This is a genomic window from Megasphaera vaginalis (ex Bordigoni et al. 2020) (genome assembly GCF_900240295.1).
Lineage (GTDB): Bacteria > Bacillota > Negativicutes > Veillonellales > Megasphaeraceae > Megasphaera > Megasphaera vaginalis.
In genome coordinates this window covers 22,233-38,020 of the sequence record NZ_OEQB01000010.1, presented here as the reverse complement: position 1 = coordinate 38,020, position 15,788 = coordinate 22,233, and the positions used below count along the sequence as shown (strand labels likewise).

General features: G+C 51.4%; 16 protein-coding genes and 1 other annotated feature. Of the genes, 3 read left to right on the top strand and 13 right to left on the bottom strand.

Annotated features, from left to right (window positions below; all coding sequences use genetic code 11):
• Positions 1 to 558: 558 nt before the first annotated feature.
• The 3 genes from C0977_RS10395 to C0977_RS10385 are packed head-to-tail and all read left to right on the top strand — an operon-like array spanning position 559 to position 2,779.
• Positions 559 to 1,338 (top strand): basic amino acid ABC transporter substrate-binding protein, encoded by a 780-nt coding sequence (locus tag C0977_RS10395; RefSeq protein WP_023053734.1) that lies wholly within the window; start codon positions 559 to 561, stop codon positions 1,336 to 1,338.
• Complete coding sequence (locus C0977_RS10390) at positions 1,339 to 1,974, top strand: HAD family hydrolase (protein ID WP_101913346.1); 636 nt, start codon at positions 1,339 to 1,341, stop codon at positions 1,972 to 1,974. It begins immediately after the preceding gene.
• Between the two features lie 13 nt (positions 1,975 to 1,987).
• Complete coding sequence (locus C0977_RS10385) at positions 1,988 to 2,779, top strand: basic amino acid ABC transporter substrate-binding protein (RefSeq protein WP_101913345.1); 792 nt, start codon at positions 1,988 to 1,990, stop codon at positions 2,777 to 2,779.
• Positions 2,780 to 2,907: 128 nt separating this feature from the next.
• Here the strand turns inward: C0977_RS10385 and C0977_RS10380 are convergent, their stop codons facing one another.
• The 13 genes from C0977_RS10380 to C0977_RS10320 form a co-directional block, all read right to left on the bottom strand.
• Positions 2,908 to 4,161: a hypothetical protein gene (locus tag C0977_RS10380; RefSeq protein ID WP_101913344.1), complete on the bottom strand. Its 1,254-nt coding sequence runs from the start codon at positions 4,159 to 4,161 to the stop codon at positions 2,908 to 2,910.
• 3 nt (positions 4,162 to 4,164) lie between these two features.
• Positions 4,165 to 5,082, bottom strand: coding sequence for a DNA-binding protein WhiA (gene whiA, locus C0977_RS10375; RefSeq protein ID WP_101913343.1), 918 nt, complete (start codon positions 5,080 to 5,082; stop codon positions 4,165 to 4,167).
• Between the two features lie 15 nt (positions 5,083 to 5,097).
• Positions 5,098 to 6,441 (bottom strand): gluconeogenesis factor YvcK family protein, encoded by a 1,344-nt coding sequence (locus C0977_RS10370; protein ID WP_023053723.1) that lies wholly within the window; start codon positions 6,439 to 6,441, stop codon positions 5,098 to 5,100.
• A gap of 14 nt (positions 6,442 to 6,455) precedes the next feature.
• A complete protein-coding gene (rapZ, locus tag C0977_RS10365) occupies positions 6,456 to 7,358 on the bottom strand; it encodes an RNase adapter RapZ (RefSeq protein WP_023053735.1) in 903 nt (300 codons plus the stop codon).
• Between the two features lie 12 nt (positions 7,359 to 7,370).
• Positions 7,371 to 8,183, bottom strand: a complete 813-nt coding sequence (locus C0977_RS10360; RefSeq protein WP_101913342.1) for a Cof-type HAD-IIB family hydrolase — start codon at positions 8,181 to 8,183, stop codon at positions 7,371 to 7,373.
• Entirely contained in the window at positions 8,180 to 8,566 is a 387-nt protein-coding gene (locus C0977_RS10355; RefSeq protein ID WP_145995093.1) for a hypothetical protein, read from the bottom strand. Before C0977_RS10355 ends, C0977_RS10360 begins: the two co-directional genes overlap by 4 nt.
• 94 nt (positions 8,567 to 8,660) lie before the next feature.
• Entirely contained in the window at positions 8,661 to 9,164 is a 504-nt protein-coding gene (locus tag C0977_RS10350) for a DivIVA domain-containing protein (RefSeq protein ID WP_023053740.1), read from the bottom strand.
• A 46-nt stretch (positions 9,165 to 9,210) separates the two neighbouring features.
• The gene (locus tag C0977_RS10345; RefSeq protein WP_101913340.1) at positions 9,211 to 9,996 is read right to left on the bottom strand and encodes an RNA-binding protein; all 786 of its coding nucleotides are present in this window, start codon (positions 9,994 to 9,996) and stop codon (positions 9,211 to 9,213) included.
• 10 nt (positions 9,997 to 10,006) lie between these two features.
• Positions 10,007 to 10,492, bottom strand: coding sequence for a cell division protein SepF (locus C0977_RS10340; protein WP_101913339.1), 486 nt, complete (start codon positions 10,490 to 10,492; stop codon positions 10,007 to 10,009).
• A 13-nt stretch (positions 10,493 to 10,505) separates the two neighbouring features.
• The gene (locus C0977_RS10335) at positions 10,506 to 11,189 is read right to left on the bottom strand and encodes a YggS family pyridoxal phosphate-dependent enzyme (RefSeq protein ID WP_101913347.1); all 684 of its coding nucleotides are present in this window, start codon (positions 11,187 to 11,189) and stop codon (positions 10,506 to 10,508) included.
• A gap of 80 nt (positions 11,190 to 11,269) precedes the next feature.
• A complete protein-coding gene (gene pgeF, locus C0977_RS10330; RefSeq protein WP_101913338.1) occupies positions 11,270 to 12,100 on the bottom strand; it encodes a peptidoglycan editing factor PgeF in 831 nt (276 codons plus the stop codon).
• Entirely contained in the window at positions 12,090 to 13,829 is a 1,740-nt protein-coding gene (locus C0977_RS10325; RefSeq protein ID WP_101913337.1) for a radical SAM protein, read from the bottom strand. Before C0977_RS10325 ends, pgeF begins: the two co-directional genes overlap by 11 nt.
• Positions 13,830 to 13,962: 133 nt before the next feature.
• Complete coding sequence (locus tag C0977_RS10320; protein WP_101913336.1) at positions 13,963 to 15,408, bottom strand: sodium:solute symporter family protein; 1,446 nt, start codon at positions 15,406 to 15,408, stop codon at positions 13,963 to 13,965.
• 135 nt (positions 15,409 to 15,543) lie between these two features.
• Positions 15,544 to 15,759, bottom strand: a binding site (T-box leader).
• Positions 15,760 to 15,788 lie beyond the last annotated feature (29 nt).

Below are 15,788 nucleotides of genomic sequence, written 5' to 3'. Positions count from 1 at the left end.
ATGTCTCAATTTCTTGAGACCTGCACTCTGGCGTTTCATTCGTTGCATTGTTCAGTTTTCAAAGGCCACGCCGCCGTTTGGCGACTCGTTTATCTTACCAAACTATTCCTAGTCTGTCAAGATCTTTTTTGCTGCTGTGCGCGCTCGCGCCATCAACAGCTTGTTCATTCTATCAGACTTCTTCCTCCTTGTCAAGCGTATCACAGCCCCTTTTTAAGGGCAATGCATATCGATATCGAAACGGCCTTCACCAATGGTCCCGGATGACACGCACTTTGGAGCACAACCGCACCGCTACGGTATCGCACTCAGCGGCCCATCCAGCCTTACATACTGGGTCCCGCGTTCTTTTTCACCTTAATGTACGACATATCTTTGACAAATCTACAACAACCGTTCTTTTATATTATGATTTATAATTATCCTTTTTTATTTCCATGTGTACACAGTATAAATTTTCTCCATATTATCGCAATTTCCTCTTGTATTTACAAAAAAAAGTATGTATAATTATAAAAAGTTTACAAGTTATTTATCCTAAAAAAAAGGAGATGCATGATGAACAAAAAAGTATTGGCTTTAGCAGCGTTATCGCTTGCCGCCGTTACAGCTTTATCGGGCTGCGGTTCTTCAGATAATCAGAAAACAGCAGATAAAGAAAAAAACACGCTTATCGTCGGGTTGGAGCCGACATTCCCGCCTTTTGAATTTACGGAAAACGACAAATATGTGGGCTTCGATATTGATTTTTCTCAAGCCATTGCCGAGAAAATCGGCATGAAGGCGGAAGTAAAAAGCATGGGCTTTGATGCCCTGATTCCGGCTCTGCGCAGCGGGCAGATCGATATGATCGCTTCCGGTATGGATGTCACACCGGAACGGGAAAAACAGGTTTCTTTCACGGCGCCGTATTTCCAAGGCGGTTATGTCGTAGTCGTTCGCAAAGACAATACGGATATTCACGGTTTCAATGATCTGTCAGGCCGTACCGTAGGCTCCCAAGTCGGCACCAAGGGGGTTGATTATGCACAGGAAAAGGGAGCCACTGTAAAACAGTTCGACTCCAACAGCCAAGGCTGGATGGAACTGGCCGGCGGTACTTGTGACGCCGTCGTCATCAATAACTCTGTCGCCCTTTATTATTTGAAACAAGGCGGCAGCAATGACCTGAAGATCGTCGGCGAACCGATCATGGCCGAGGGTATGGGGTTGGCAATCAGCAAAGACCATCCCGAACTGCTGGAAAAGGTGAACAAAGCGATTGCCGATTTGAAAGCCGACGGAACATATGCCAAGATTTACATGAAATGGTTCGGCAAAGAACCGCAGAACCCGTAAATGTATAAAGCTTACGTATTCGACTTTGACTACACCCTTGCCGATTCCGAAAAAGGCATCGTCATGTGTTTCGAAATGCTGCTTGCCGACGAAGGGTATCCGCCGGTGAGCAAAGACCGTATTCGCGCCACAATCGGCAAAACGATGTACGATTCAACGGCCATTCTGACGGGCGAAACGAACAGCAGCAGGATTCATGAACTCATCGAGTTTTATCGTCGCCGCTATTCCGATAAGTACATGACAGCAAATACTCGCTTATACGCCGAAACGATCCCCTGCTTGCGACGCCTGAAGCAGAAGCAGGTATTGATCGGTATCGTCTCTACCAAAACGCGTGCGCGTATCAATCAAACGCTCCAGAAAGACAATATCACCAACCTGATTGATTGCGTCATCGGTATGGAAGATGTAAGCGAGGCCAAGCCATCTCCGCAAGGCTTGAATCAGATTAAAGAACGCTATTCATTGCGGAATAAGGAGATTCTCTATATCGGAGACAGTCTCATTGACGCCGAAACGGCAAAAAACGGTCAAGTAGACTTTACCGCCGTACTGACAGGCGTTACCTGCGCCGAAGCCTTCGCGTCGTGGCCTCATGTGCAGATCATCAAAACATTAGCTGAATTAGATTAAGGAGGATTTATCAATGAAAAAGAAATACGTTTCCATGTTAGTTGCTTCCCTGGCAGCCGTCACACTTCTCGCCGGCTGCGGCACTTCCGACACGAATAAATCAACAGATGCCGCTAAGGACACCAAGACGATCATCGTCGGTACGGAACCGACATTCCCGCCCTTTGAATTTACGGAAAATGAAAAAGATGTCGGCTTTGATATTGATCTGACGCAAGCTATTTGCGACAAAATCGGCTACAAGATGGAAGTCAAAAATCTCGGTTTCGACGCCTTGATTCCGGCGCTGCGCAGCGGCCAGATCGATTTAATCGCCGCCGGCATGGATGCTACTGACGAACGGAAGAAGCAAGTCGACTTTACAGATGTTTACTTCCACGGCGGCTACAGCGTCGTCGTACGTAATGACAATACGGATATTACCGGCTTCGATTCCCTTGCCGGCAAGACCGTCGGTGCACAAGTGGCCTCAAAGGCAGGCGATCATGCCGCCGAGCACGGCGCCACATTGAAGCAGTTCGACACCAACAGCCAGGGCTGGATGGAGCTTGAAGCCGGAACCTGTGACGCCGTATCCATTGACAGCGCCGTCGCCATGTATTACTTGAATCAAGGGGGCAGCGCCAAATTGAAGATCGTCGGTGAACCGATTAAAGGTCGCGGTGTCGCCATGGCTGTCAGCAAAGATAAACCGGAGTTACGGGACAAAGTCAATAAGGCCCTGCAAGAACTGAAAAAAGACGGGACATATGCCAAACTCTATCAAAAATGGTTTGGTACGGCGCCGTCAGCTGATGATCAATAATGAACCATAAAAAACATCCCTTCATTTTCAAAAAATGAAGGGATGTTTTTCAGTCATCAACTCGCCCTTTTCTACGCCGCGCACAAACCGCCGATTCCGGCGCCTAGGGATAAACCGGCTGCAGTGACTTACAGGCCGAGGCGTTCTCGTAAATTGATCGTCTGCCAGTCTGACGCCGCCGCATTCTTTTTATCCTCCGACGTTTTCGGTGGCTGCGTAGTTTCCTGCCCTTGGCCCTGCGCCTCTTCTTCTTTTACATCCTTAATGATCTGCCGCACCGTGCCATCAGGCACAAAAATAAATCTGACCGGCAAATTAGCTGCACCGGGCGGCATAATATGCAGCGTTGTTTCCGTACCCGCCGAAAACGAGTCGACATATTCCATAGCATAGGCATTGTCATAGCCCATGCTGTCCCCCTGGCGCGGCAATTCAACGATTTTCGTCAGTTCCCTGCCCGCTTTATCGCGGCGGCGCACTTCGACAACGCCGGAATATTCGCCGCCTTGCGTATTAAAATAGAGATGAATGAGACCGCTTCCTTTCGTCGCGGCCTGAATCGTATAATCGACACCGTAGTTCCCCGTATTTTCGGAGCGCCGCCGGTCAAGTACGTCGGTTCCCTGAAGAAACGCATCTTCTGCGCCATCGCCAATTTTTATATAGCCGATTCCCTCCTTCGGCCTGTACGGGGCGAGCAGATGCAGCGCCCGATCTTTTCCGGTAAAGGTACCGCGAAGTTTCGCCGCGTCACTGGGCAGAACGACAGCCCGCTTCAGGTAAGACAGTGTGTCAGCGTCAGCCGGAAGCATCACCGTTGAAATGACTAGCGGCGACTCCAGTTCCAAATCGACAATGCCGGAAAAGAGTTGACCCGACCAGATCCGCACGTTATCGAGACGGTCGCCCAATACCGCCGCGCCATGCGCCGGCACCATAACGGCACGGACACCGCTGGTTCCTTCATAGTAAGCAGTTGAAAGATCTTTGCCGACATGATAATACGATGCGCTGGGTTTGGAATATTGATATTTAGTGACGACAGCGCGAACATCATGATCGCCGCGGTTTTCTCCGACAACGACGATTTTTTTAACTCCGCTGCTTTCATTAACGTGATAGAAATAGACGCGAACTGAGCCGGAAACCTCATCGCCGTATAGGATACCGCTCTGCTCCGCATATTCCGGGCTGTCGGAAAAAAGCAAGGTGCCCTTATCGGCGGGAACGGAAACAGCCAGCGGCGTCATTGCAGCCGTAACGATTTTCTGCATGACTTCCGGCGTGTTCAGGCCCGGTTCGAATGCAGATGCCAGCGTCACTCCCGACAACATGGCCAACACACAAATCAGATGTTTACAACGTGCATATGCATGTATCATTTCTTATCCTTCCAAATGTTTCGCAATTTCCGATAATTTTTTAAACCGGTGAGCCAACCCGGATTTTGTCACCCCCGAAAGGACTGCCAAATCACCGAGAGAGGCCTCCGGATTTCTCAGCCGTAACTCTGCCGTCTCCTGCAAACGCGACGGCAAATCTCCGAAGCGGCCGGACGCCTGTATCCTGCGAATATCATCGCGCTGCTGAACGGCAGCATTTACCACTTTCTGCAAGTTCGCAGTCTCGCAATTGACGACGCGATTGATATTATTTCGCATATTTTTCATAACGCGCACACTCTCGAATTTCAAATACGCCTGATTGGCGCCGATATAGTGAAGAAAATCGGAAACGCCGTCTCCTTCTTTGATATATACTAAATACTCTCCCTTTCTGTCCGTCATCTTTGCCGGTAAATGAAACCGCTTCATGATCTTTAAAAGGCGTTCGGCAAACGAGAGATGCTTCGTCATCAGTTCCAAATGGTAATCAACTTTCGGCTGATTGACGGAACCGCCGCCCATAAACGCACCGCGCAAAAAAGCACGACTACAGCCGCTCTTTTTGAGATTCAGCGTTGCAAATGACGTCAGTTGCGGATAAAGGGAGAGTGCCCGCAACGCTGCCGTTCCTTCAGCGGATGGGTGAACGCGGACGATGTAATAATTTTTTTTCCGCAATTTCAGCCCCTGGCGTACACGCACTTCGGGACGCAAGGAAAAAGACTCTCTCCACATGGACAAGGCCTTTCTCGCCACGGCATTATTCGCCGTGCTGAATTCGATGCCGACATGACCGTCCTTTCCCGACAGCAAAGAGCCGCCCATGCAGAACAACGCCGCCATTTCCGCCTTGCGGCATTCAGCATCTTCCGCCGCATAATGGGCAATTTCATTTTTCACATCTTCTGCAAAAGACATCATTACGCCCCCTTACTATCGTTTTATGGCGTAGCGCTTTAAATAATAGTGCAGAATTTCCGGCGACAAATCGGTACGTACAGCATTGATCAGATCAAACAACACATCAGCCAACCGTTTCGTATCGTGAATAACGCCCTTCTCCTTGTCGACCAGATCAGCGCGAATGATGACGGCACCACTTTCTCCCGCTTCCTTCCTGTCTATCCGCACAGGCTGCGCTCCCAAGGCCGCATATTTTTGCAGTATTGCCGTATCGATATCACCGTCATTCGCCAGAACGAAATCGATAATCTCGGCGCCGGCATGCTTGTTGATCGCCCTGACATGATCGGAAACGCTGTATCCGTCCGTTTCTCCCGGCTGTGTCATGACATTGCAAATATAAATTTTTTTCGCCTTGCTTTCGCGCACGGCAGCGGCAATATCCGGAACCAGAAGGTTCGGCATAATACTGGTGTACAAGCTTCCCGGTCCCAGGACAATAGCCTCGGCATCGCGAATGGCGTCAACTGCCGACTGAACGGCACGAGGTCGTTCCGGCGTGATAAAAACCCGTTTGATTTTATTACGCGCCGCCGGAATTTGCGACTCGCCCTGCACGACCGTCCCGTCTGTCATTTCTGCCGTCAACAGAATATTGTCCATTGAAGACGGCACTACTTTACCGCGCACCTTGAGTACCTTGCTGGTCGCATTCATAGCGCCTTCCACATCGCCGAGAACTTCAATCAAGGCGGCAATGAAAAGATTCCCGAAACTGTGTCCCGTCAATTCTCCCGATCCGCCGAAACGATGGGCGAATAATTTCTCCATGAGCCCTTCTTTATCAGCCATCGCGACCAAGCAGTTACGCAGATCACCGGGCGCAATGATATCCAATTCTTCGCGAATCCTGCCTGATGAACCGCCGTCGTCGGCGACTGTAACGACGGCAGTCAGATTGTACGTCTTGTTTTTCAGGCCTCTGAGCATGACGGAAAGACCGGTGCCGCCGCCGATAACGACGACCTTCGGTCCCTTCGTCAGTTTCATATTGGAAAGAATCAATTCACTGAGATTGCCGGATTCCGTCGGCAAGACGACACCGATCATCGTCCGGATCAGGCGACGCGTCGACCAGGCCATGATCGCCATGCCGCAAAGGATGATCGCGACGCCGAGACTTGCCAGCACCGTATAATTGTAATGACCCGTCGCCTCATACAACATGCGGAAAGTCCATTCCTCAACGGCGCCGAGCCATTGGTAATTAAAGGTCAGCACCAAACCGAAACTCGTTGCCATCATGCCGAGACCGAAAAGAAAAAGCCACCGTTTTACATGCAGTCCCGGATGGAGCCATTTAAACAATCGCATTCCGTTTTCCTCCGTTATTCTCCTTCATACCCCGGCGCATCTTCTTCAACTTCGTTCTTATTCAGATCGCGATGCTCAATATTGACGTCGACGCCGCACTCCTTCAAATGCTTATACAGGGCTTCGGCAATGCAGACGCTACGATGCATGCCGCCTGTACATCCGACGGCAATGACGAGCTGGCTCTTGCCTTCTCTTTCGTAATTCGGCAAAAGAAAATCGATCATGCCGAACCACTTTTCTTTATACGTCTCCGTAACGGGGAAGCTTTCGACATAATTCCGTACAGCCGGCACGCGTCCCGATTTGTGCCGATATTCTTCGACATAAAACGGATTCGGCAGAAAGCGGACATCTTCGACGATATCGGCATCGAGAGGCATTCCATGTTTAAACCCGAAAGAAACGACGGTAACGGCAAGACTTTTCTTGGTCGTATTGAGAGCATACTTTTTGATCAATATATCTTTCAGCTTTTTGGGCTTCATATCGGTCGTGTCGATGACGAAGTTTGCATGACGGCGCAAGTCGGCAAGGCGCGCCCGTTCCGCCGCAATGCCTTGACTGATACGTCCGTGCGGCGCCAGCGGATGCATGCGCCGCGTCTCTTTATAGCGGTTGATCAGCGTCCGGTCCGACGCCTCCATGAAAAGGATTTCATAGGAAACACACTGTTCCTCCAATTCATGCAAAGACTGGGTCATGGCATCAAAAAATTCGCCGCCACGAATATCGGCAATCAACGCGACGTGCCGAACCCGTTCACCGCCTTTAATGCAAAGCTCGGCAAATTTAGGAATCAATACGGGCGGTATGTTGTCGATACAAAAATATCCCATATCTTCCAGCGCCTGCACAGCCTGGCTTTTGCCGGCGCCGGACATGCCCGTCACGATAATTAAATGAAACGTATCCATTCCATCTCCCCCTTAAAGAATAAATCTTTCCAACGCCGCCGCCACGCCGTCTTCATTATTGGAAACCGTAACGTACATTGCCGCAGCCCGCACATTATCATCGCCATTGGCGACGGCAACGGAAAAACCGGCGGCACGGAGCATTGCCAAATCGTTCTGCGAATTCCCGAAAGCCATGGTGCCGGCTAACGGGATGTTGTAGAGACGGCAAAGTTTTTGCAAGCCGTCCCCTTTAGAGACGCCGGGGGAAACGATTTCCAAATAAGTTGGCTTGGAACGCATCAAGTTGAAGCTGTTTCCCATCGTCGCTTTAATTTCCTCCGTTTCTGCCGCTAATTCTTCCGGCGTGCCAAAGGAAAGAAGCTTGTCCGGATCCCCGACAGGTTCGTAAAAATCATCGCCGCAAACTACTGCCGCCGCTCCCGTCGACCGTTCGTAATCCCGCACCGCGTCCGTATATGCCGCAACACGCAGAACGTCATGAATATACGACTGCATCGTCCAATTTCTTTTCTTCGCCAACTGCAGGAGCCGCCGTGCCGCGTCTCTGGGAATCGCCTTTTGATACAGAATCTCTTTCGATTCAGCGCGCTGGATCAGGGACCCCGAAAAAAGCATCAGCGGCACGTTTCCCAACCGGAGTAATCTGGCATAGGGAGCGGCAGTCGCATACATGCGACCTGTCGCAATAACGACATGAATCCCTTTGGCTCGGACCGCTTCAAGCACGCGCAGTGTCCGCGCGGAAACGGTGTGATCGTCACAGAGCAGCGTATCGTCTAAATCAATCGCCACCAGCCTGATATCTGGATATTGATCGGTCATCGTATCTCTCCTGAACGCCAATCATACGTTTTAGCATCTTTCCCGGTATCATCGTCATCTGCACGTTCCGGCAATTCGCGACGGAATGCCTGCCGCAGTTTCGTTATTTTTTCCTGATCGGCCGTCGCCGCCAGCTGCCGATTCCGCCAGGCCGTCTCCACCATCTGCGCCATCTCGTAACGAGTCAGCGAATAGTCCGGTGAAAACCGGCTCTTGTCGACGCCAGTCAGGCCTTTTTCCGTCAAAGCTTCCAAATAAACAAATTCCCAACTGCTTCGATCCATCGTGTCAAAGGGATTTGGCGCATAAAGATTGTAAGCGCCGGCGGAAAAAGTCACGGCTGCCGTCAGCATAAGCAATAGTCCTAAGGTACGTTTCATCATGTCCTCCAGCAAATTAAATATACTCTCTGACGGCGACAACAGTATCATATCCCGAAAGAGAGCATATCTTCCACCTCATTATTTACTTTCCCGATCACTCTTGCTTATTTTCTGCAAGCTCCACAGGTTCCGCCGCACCGGCATCGTTCGCCTCATCCAAAGCCATATCGTCAAGCAGGCGGAGTTGGCTCGTAAGAAGAGCGCGGCACTTGGCGCGAAACGCATTAGTCTGCGCTTTCAGCTTATCCATATCCTGCTGTGCCGTCGACATGTTCAGCGAAGTTTCACTGAGCATTTGCTTCTTCTGGTTTTCCGCTTCCTGAATGATCAGATCCGCTTCTTTGCGAGCGGAAACCTTGACATTTTCAGCTGTTTCCTGCGCCAACATCAGGGTACTGTTCATCGTCGCTTCGATTTTTTCGTACTGTGCCAGTTTATCCTGTATTTTTTCGCAACGATCTTTTAATTCACTGTATTCACGATATACTTTTTCATAATCCGCGGCCAATCCGTCCAAAAAAGAATCAACGTCTTCCGTATTATAACCGCGCATCCCCTTTTTGAACTCTTTATTGTGTATATCCATTGGTGTCAGCATATAGAAAACTCCTTTCAAAACCGGTATATCGCTTTATTATACACGATTACAGGTATCGTTTCAACAACACGCCGATGCGGCCTTTACGCGACGTACCGGTAATGGCCGCGATTTCCATCCGCCCCTTGCCGCGCAGCGAAATCATATCGCCGACCTTTACATCGCGGGACGGACTCTTGACGGGTTGCCAATTGACCTGAACGCGTTCCCCTTTGATCGCTTCCGCCGCTTTGGTCCGGGAAAGTCCAAAACCGGATGAGGCCACGGCATCAAGACGGAGCGACGCGACAGTCGTCTTTATTTCTTTTATTTTCTCCGCCTGCGGCGCAATTTCCGTCAGGGCCATTTCTTCCACGGCAACGGAAACCATGGCAATCTTTGTAAAAGATTGTTGCAAATACGGCAACAACGATGTTTCCGCCAGGATAACGGCGCCGTCTTCCCGCATGAGGATATCACCGAAGCGATTTCTGTCGACGCCCAATCCCATGAGCGCCCCCAACACGTCGCGATGACCGAGAAGCCGGTAACGGGCATCCCAGGTCACACGACAGGCGGTAATGGAAAAATCGACGGGGCCGTCGTAATCACGACGGACAAAAGCAAGTCTGACGCGTTCGGCGCCTTCATACCCGCCGCTCGTCTGCAGCCTCAACGAAGCGGCATGGGACTCGATCGTCTCGCCAATCTGCACGGCGCCCGGAGAAACAAATCCGCTCACCGCATACGGACGGCCTTTCGCCGCGTTATCGGCCAAATCAATCAGCCGCGCCGCCAATTCACCGTTATCGCCGCCCTGATAATAGCGGATAATCTGTTCTCTGTTTTTCACACCGCACTCCTCAGTGTTCGTTGAGATTGTCGGAAGGAGCCGTATTCTTCCAGGCAAGCTGGGTAAAATCCGCATAATCCCGCTTATTGCGATCAACGGTCACATTGCTGGGAACGCAAAGGAAAATATCTTTTCCCACTTTTTGAATGTTGCCGTCCAAAGCATACGTGGCGCCGCTGATAAAATCAACGACACGCTTGGATACATCGGCATCGGTCGATTCAAAATTGATGACAACCGGCTTGCGGTCACGGAGATAATCGGCAATGCTCTGTGAATCATCAAACGTTTCCGGTTCAACGATCATCATCTTCATCGGTCGCTCAGGCTGCGCAGCGCCCAATGCCGGGCGGCGCGGCGGCGCGACATTATGCCGCAGTGCGGCCTGTTCCTCTTCAGCTTCGGCAAATTCCTGTTCGTCCGTTTCAAATTCGTCGTCTTCCTCAAACCCGCCGATGTTGCCTACCAGCTTATTCCACAAATTCTTTACTCCCATGGCTAAATCCTCCTCAATAATTACGCGGTCCGAATATAGCCGTTCCGACACGCACTATATTGGCACCTTCTTCGATTGCTATTTCAAAATCATGTGTCATGCCCATAGATACGTAGCGGACTTGACCATCAGGAAAGGTTGATTTCATCTCTTCATACAGGGCATGAGCAATGCGAAAGATGGGGCGCACCTCTTCTACGTTTTCGAACTCAGGAGCAATACACATCAATCCTTCGACCCGAACGTGAGCTAACTTGGCGGCATACTCGCAAAAAGACGGAAAGTCTTCGACAGTCATGCCGAATTTACTCTCTTCACGCGCTACATTGACTTGCAGCAGAATCGGCTGTATGACGTTTCGTTTCGCCGCCTCCCGTTCAACAGCTTCCAGCAAATGCCGGGAATCAACAGAATGAATAAGCGCAAAAACGCCGACGGCGTGCTTTACCTTGTTCGTCTGCAAATGACCGATCAAATGCCACCGGAGACCGCTGTCGGGAAAGGCTGCCATCTTTTCCTGCGCTTCCTGAACCCGATTTTCACCGACATCGGTAATCCCGGCAGCGGCCGCCTCCCGTACGGCATCAACAGGATGGTTCTTCGTCACGGCAACCAAGGTAATGGGATCTGTCCTGCCGGACCTGGCGGCGGCCGCTTCGATTCTCTCCCTTATCGTTCGTATATTTTCACTGATCAACCAAAATCCCCCCGTCATGGAGTTTAATTACCTATACGTATTCATTATATATATTTACCTATATAAATGCTAGTAATTTTTCAAAAAAAGTCCTGTTTCGCGCTTTTTAACACGGAAAAGATTCCGAATCTGCCGGTCCTGCCACAGTCACGGCGATACGAATAAAACCGTTCCGCCGCTTCATAGGTACTGCTCGCTGAAACTTCTATGCAAGCCGCCTGTACGCCTCCCTCCAACAGGAGCAAGTAATTGGCTCGCTGCAAGTCAAGAAAGTACTGTCCACCCTCTTTGACGACGGTCTGTCCGTATGCCGTTCCCAACGCGGCGACGGCAGCCGCAATCGTGCGACTCACCGCGAAATGTGCGGCGCCGGCAAAAGGCCCGATATAGGCCAACATATCCTGCGGCGACGATCCGTAAGCAAGTTCCATCGCCAACAGCGTCTTCAGCGCCAACTTGCCGACCGTTCCCTGCCAGCCGATATGAATGGCAGCCGTAACGCGCCGTATCGGATCATACAGGATGACGGGCAGGCAATCGGCAGCCGTCACTAAAAGCGGCACGTCCCGAAGTGCGGTGATCAGCGCATCGGCGTGAACCAACCCGGCGGCATAGCCGCCGGCGCCGTTGCCGATCTCAGACCGGCCGACAGAGACGACATGATCACCATGCGCCTGCCGTACCGTTGTCAACCGTCTCAGATCGCAGCCGATACACCGACAGAAGCGGCGGCGATTTTCCAAGACAGCCAGCGGACTGTCGCCGACGTCAAAAGAGAGGTTAAGGCTGTCATAGGGAGCTTTGCTGACGCCGCCTTTGCGGCTCATGACACCGTGGCAAAGGCCGGCTGCAGCAAGCAGTCCGCTCCGTTCCCAAGCAAGTCCGTCTCTTTCAATCCATTCAATGCTCATGCGCCGCTCCGCAAACATGACACCGCCGGCAGCCGGCAAAGCAGGGCCGCGTATAAACGCCTTGCGCCGAGCGGGTCAGTTCCTGTTCCAAATAGTTGTCGGCAAGTCCCATATCGAGAACGGACCACGGCAGAATCTCGCCGGGACGCCGCGCTTTACAGACAAAGGCGTCCGCATCGAAATGAAGCTCTTTCGCCGCCCGCTTCCAGCCCTTAACGCCGCCGTACCGATGCGCCAATACCAGGAGCTCGCCGACACGACGATCACCGCGCGACAAGACGCCTTGAATATAGCACTGCCGCAACGGTTCATCAAGAATCTCAATCTGCCTGTCCTTTTTAAATGCCTGTTTGATATACGTCAGTCGTCTTTCCACAACTTTTTTATCAGTCATGACCATCCATTGGAAAGGCGTACAGGGCTTCGGTATGAAAGGATTAATGCTCAGCGTAATCTTGCCGCGGTTGCCGATAGACGCCATATGCAGCTGCACGTGCCGTGTCATTTCGACGATTCCCAGAATATCTTCATCCGCTTCCAGCGGCAGTCCGATCATGATATACAACCGGACGTGACGAATACCGGCGGCAGTCGCCAAATCGATGGACGTCATGAGGTGTTCTTCCGTTATTCCCTTGTTGATAACTTGCCGCATGCGAACGCTGCCCGCTTCCGGTGCCAGTGTAATCGTCTTTTGACCGCTTTCGGCCAGTCCCCTGACAAGCGTCGGCGTAATCGAATCAGCGCGCAGGGACGCACAGGAAAATGCCAAGCCTTCACTGCGGATAAACCGCACCAGTTCATCGATGTCGGGATAATCGGAAATGGCGGCTCCCATAAGTCCGATCTTCTTCCCCCTTTTCTTACCCCGCAGGACGGCTTCCTTAACATACTGCAACGACCGCACGCGCGGTTTCCGATAACAATACCCTGCCATACAGAACCGGCAATGCCTGCCGCAGCCGCGGGCTATCTCGACGAGATACATGGACCCGAATTCCGTATGCGGTGTCGTCACCACCGTTTCCCCCGGTTCCGTCAGCTCCTGCCATTGCCTTTCCACTTTGGACGGCGCGTTTCTGCGCCGTTTAATTTCTGTCAAGTTTCCAGCGCCGTCATACACGTGTTCATATAAAGACGGCACATACATTCCCGGTATCCGGGCAATGGACAACAACAGTTCCTGCCGACTGAGCCCCGCTGCACGGCCGTCTTGATAGGCCGTAAGCAACGAATGAATCGCCCCTTCTCCTTCCCCGACGATGCAAACATCGACAAAGGGGGTCAGCGGTTCGGGATTAAAAAAAGCGACAGGTCCGCCCATAACGACGAGAGGCTCCGCGTCTCCGCGTTCTTTGGCCAACACCGTTATCCTGCCGCGTTCCAAAATTTCCGGCACATGAAAATAATCCATTTCGAAACTGACGGAAAAGCCGACGATTTCAAAGTCGCAAAGGGGCCGCTGATTTTCCAACGTCAACAGCGGCGTATGCACTTTGCTGTACAGCTTTTCCAGCTCGGCATCCGGAAGAAAGGCCCGTTCACACTGCCAGTCACTGCGTTCATTAACTTGGCGATAAATGATCTGCATGCCTAAATTGCTCATCGCCACGTGATACGTGTTCGGGTAGCAGATCGCCATCGTATGGCGCGAGCCGAAGGGATAGCGATAATAACCGCTTTCGCTTGCCAATACGTTTTGCAGTGTCTTTTCTATTTCCCAGCTCATCCGTTACCCTCCTGACGTAAATTGATGACTATTATTGTATCATATTTGTCCCAAAAGGCCTATATCCGTCATTGCAGAAAGCGGACTCCCACCGCCGTTGGCAATGGGAGTCCCGAAAAAGACAACTGATGCGTTAATGTTGTGCCGGCGTCATTTCCACAGCCTCAACGTCCAGCTCCGGCGCATCTCCTTTGATGGCTCGCTGGCTGCATGCACTGATACCGATAAAGACGCTGCCGCAGGCAAGCCATTCTGCATAAATGACATGCGGCAGAATCCGTACGGCAGGAAATGCCATCCAGGCTGCCAGAACGACAACGGAGGTGACAATCGTATAAAAAGCCGCGTGCCGCGAACAATATTTCGGCGCGTACATCGTCATCAGCACAATTACGCTGAAAGACGCCATCAGGCTGAGTCCTGCCATCAAGGTCGAAATAATGCCGCTGATCGTCAGCGCAAAGCCTAGCGTCAAGAGCCCGAGGAGCAGAACGGAAGCCCGTGTCACGCGCATATACTGCCCATCCGTCATGGAAGGATTGATAAACCGTTTATGAATATCATGAGAATACAAGGTAGCGGCAGAAAGCAGCAGGTTGCACGCCGTGCTGACATCGGCGGCCCAAAGGGACGCCAAGGTAACGCCGGCAATCCACGGATTCAGTTCCATGATCAGCTTCGGCAATGCCGTCATCGCTGAAATATGCGGATACAGTTCGGCGGCAACAACGCCGAGAAAGGCGCTGACAAAACCGACAGGGAGCATTACCAGGCCGCCGATAACGAACCCTCTGCGTGCCGTCCGCACATCTTTGGCGCCAAGCGAAATCTGAATGATCGCCTGCAAGGAAAGATTGACAGTAACCAGGACAACGATCCACGTAACGATTGTCATGACGCCTACGCCGCCGACAAAATCGAACGCCGTTGCCGACGGCAGATTCAGCTGCACCGTTTCAATCCCACCGGCGAGCGAAAGGATCAGGAACGCGGCAACCGTAATCCCCATATACTGAAGCGTGACATTAAGCAAATTCGATTGACTGGCGGACCACATACCGCCGATCAAGGTGATCCCGATAAAAACGACGGCGCTTGTCAACATGCCCGTTACAGGCGTAAAGATTTGCGGCATTAAGGCCGCTAAAATGGCGCCGCCCGCTACATACTGGAGACTCATGACGACCAGCTGCACCAAGATCTGGCAGACAATACCGGCAATCATGCTTTTCCGATCATAGTAACGTTCCATTATCTCAGGAATCGTCGTCATGTGCATATTGCGATATTTTTTCGCTACCGTAAGCCCCGTAACGATCGCGCCGATCCCCCATGCCGCCGTATACCAGCCGGCGGAAAGGCCTACTTTATAAGCCTGTTCGGCAACGCCGATCGTCGAAGCGCCGCCGACAGCAAGGCCGACGATGGAAACCGTGATCAGCGGCGTCGTCAAACGACGTCCTGCCAACACATAATTTTCCGTTGAACCGGCCGCTCGTTGTTTGACGTACCAGCTGATGAGAAACAACACGCCAATATAAGCGCCGATAATTACCATTTCAATCCATGCATTCTCCATGTCAACATCCCCCTTGTTATGCAGTCTCTTTATATCGTGTTTAACTGTATACTAAAAAAACGCCCCTTCATGAGGGACGTCAAACACGCGGTACCACCCTGATTACCCGATGAAGAGATACAAAAAGGGCGGTCCGCAAGGGACGGAAATCTCCGCGGTACCACCCTAATAATCTCGAATCAGATCAACTCATAGCCACATTAACGACAGCCACGCCGGCTCAGCCTACTTTTGTGTTCAGCTTCGCAGTTCAGGAAAGAACTTCACATTGCATCACTTGCTGATTTCCACCGACCATCAGCTCTCTGTAAAGGTATCTGCAATCCTACTTTTTTCCGTCAATACTTTTTTCTTTTGAAATTATATTGTGCTCTCAATTA

What these genes read in the sequence shown, in the direction of transcription:
- whiA (WP_101913343.1), bottom strand. Translation starts at nt 5,082, where the DNA reads ATGTCTTTTGCAGAAGATGTGAAAAATGAAATTGCCCATTATGCGGCG.
- C0977_RS10370 (WP_023053723.1), bottom strand. Translation starts at nt 6,441, where the DNA reads ATGCGATTGTTTAAATGGCTCCATCCGGGACTGCATGTAAAACGGTGG.
- C0977_RS10360 (WP_101913342.1), bottom strand. Translation starts at nt 8,183, where the DNA reads ATGACCGATCAATATCCAGATATCAGGCTGGTGGCGATTGATTTAGAC.
- pgeF (WP_101913338.1), bottom strand. Translation starts at nt 12,100, where the DNA reads ATGAGCATTGAATGGATTGAAAGAGACGGACTTGCTTGGGAACGGAGC.
- C0977_RS10320 (WP_101913336.1), bottom strand. Translation starts at nt 15,408, where the DNA reads ATGGAGAATGCATGGATTGAAATGGTAATTATCGGCGCTTATATTGGC.
- C0977_RS10355 (WP_145995093.1), bottom strand. Translation starts at nt 8,566, where the DNA reads ATGATGAAACGTACCTTAGGACTATTGCTTATGCTGACGGCAGCCGTG.
- C0977_RS10350 (WP_023053740.1), bottom strand. Translation starts at nt 9,164, where the DNA reads ATGCTGACACCAATGGATATACACAATAAAGAGTTCAAAAAGGGGATG.
- C0977_RS10380 (WP_101913344.1), bottom strand. Translation starts at nt 4,161, where the DNA reads ATGATACATGCATATGCACGTTGTAAACATCTGATTTGTGTGTTGGCC.
- C0977_RS10385 (WP_101913345.1), top strand. Translation starts at nt 1,988, where the DNA reads ATGAAAAAGAAATACGTTTCCATGTTAGTTGCTTCCCTGGCAGCCGTC.
- C0977_RS10395 (WP_023053734.1), top strand. Translation starts at nt 559, where the DNA reads ATGAACAAAAAAGTATTGGCTTTAGCAGCGTTATCGCTTGCCGCCGTT.
- C0977_RS10340 (WP_101913339.1), bottom strand. Translation starts at nt 10,492, where the DNA reads ATGGGAGTAAAGAATTTGTGGAATAAGCTGGTAGGCAACATCGGCGGG.
- C0977_RS10390 (WP_101913346.1), top strand. Translation starts at nt 1,339, where the DNA reads ATGTATAAAGCTTACGTATTCGACTTTGACTACACCCTTGCCGATTCC.
- rapZ (WP_023053735.1), bottom strand. Translation starts at nt 7,358, where the DNA reads ATGGATACGTTTCATTTAATTATCGTGACGGGCATGTCCGGCGCCGGC.
- C0977_RS10325 (WP_101913337.1), bottom strand. Translation starts at nt 13,829, where the DNA reads ATGAGCTGGGAAATAGAAAAGACACTGCAAAACGTATTGGCAAGCGAA.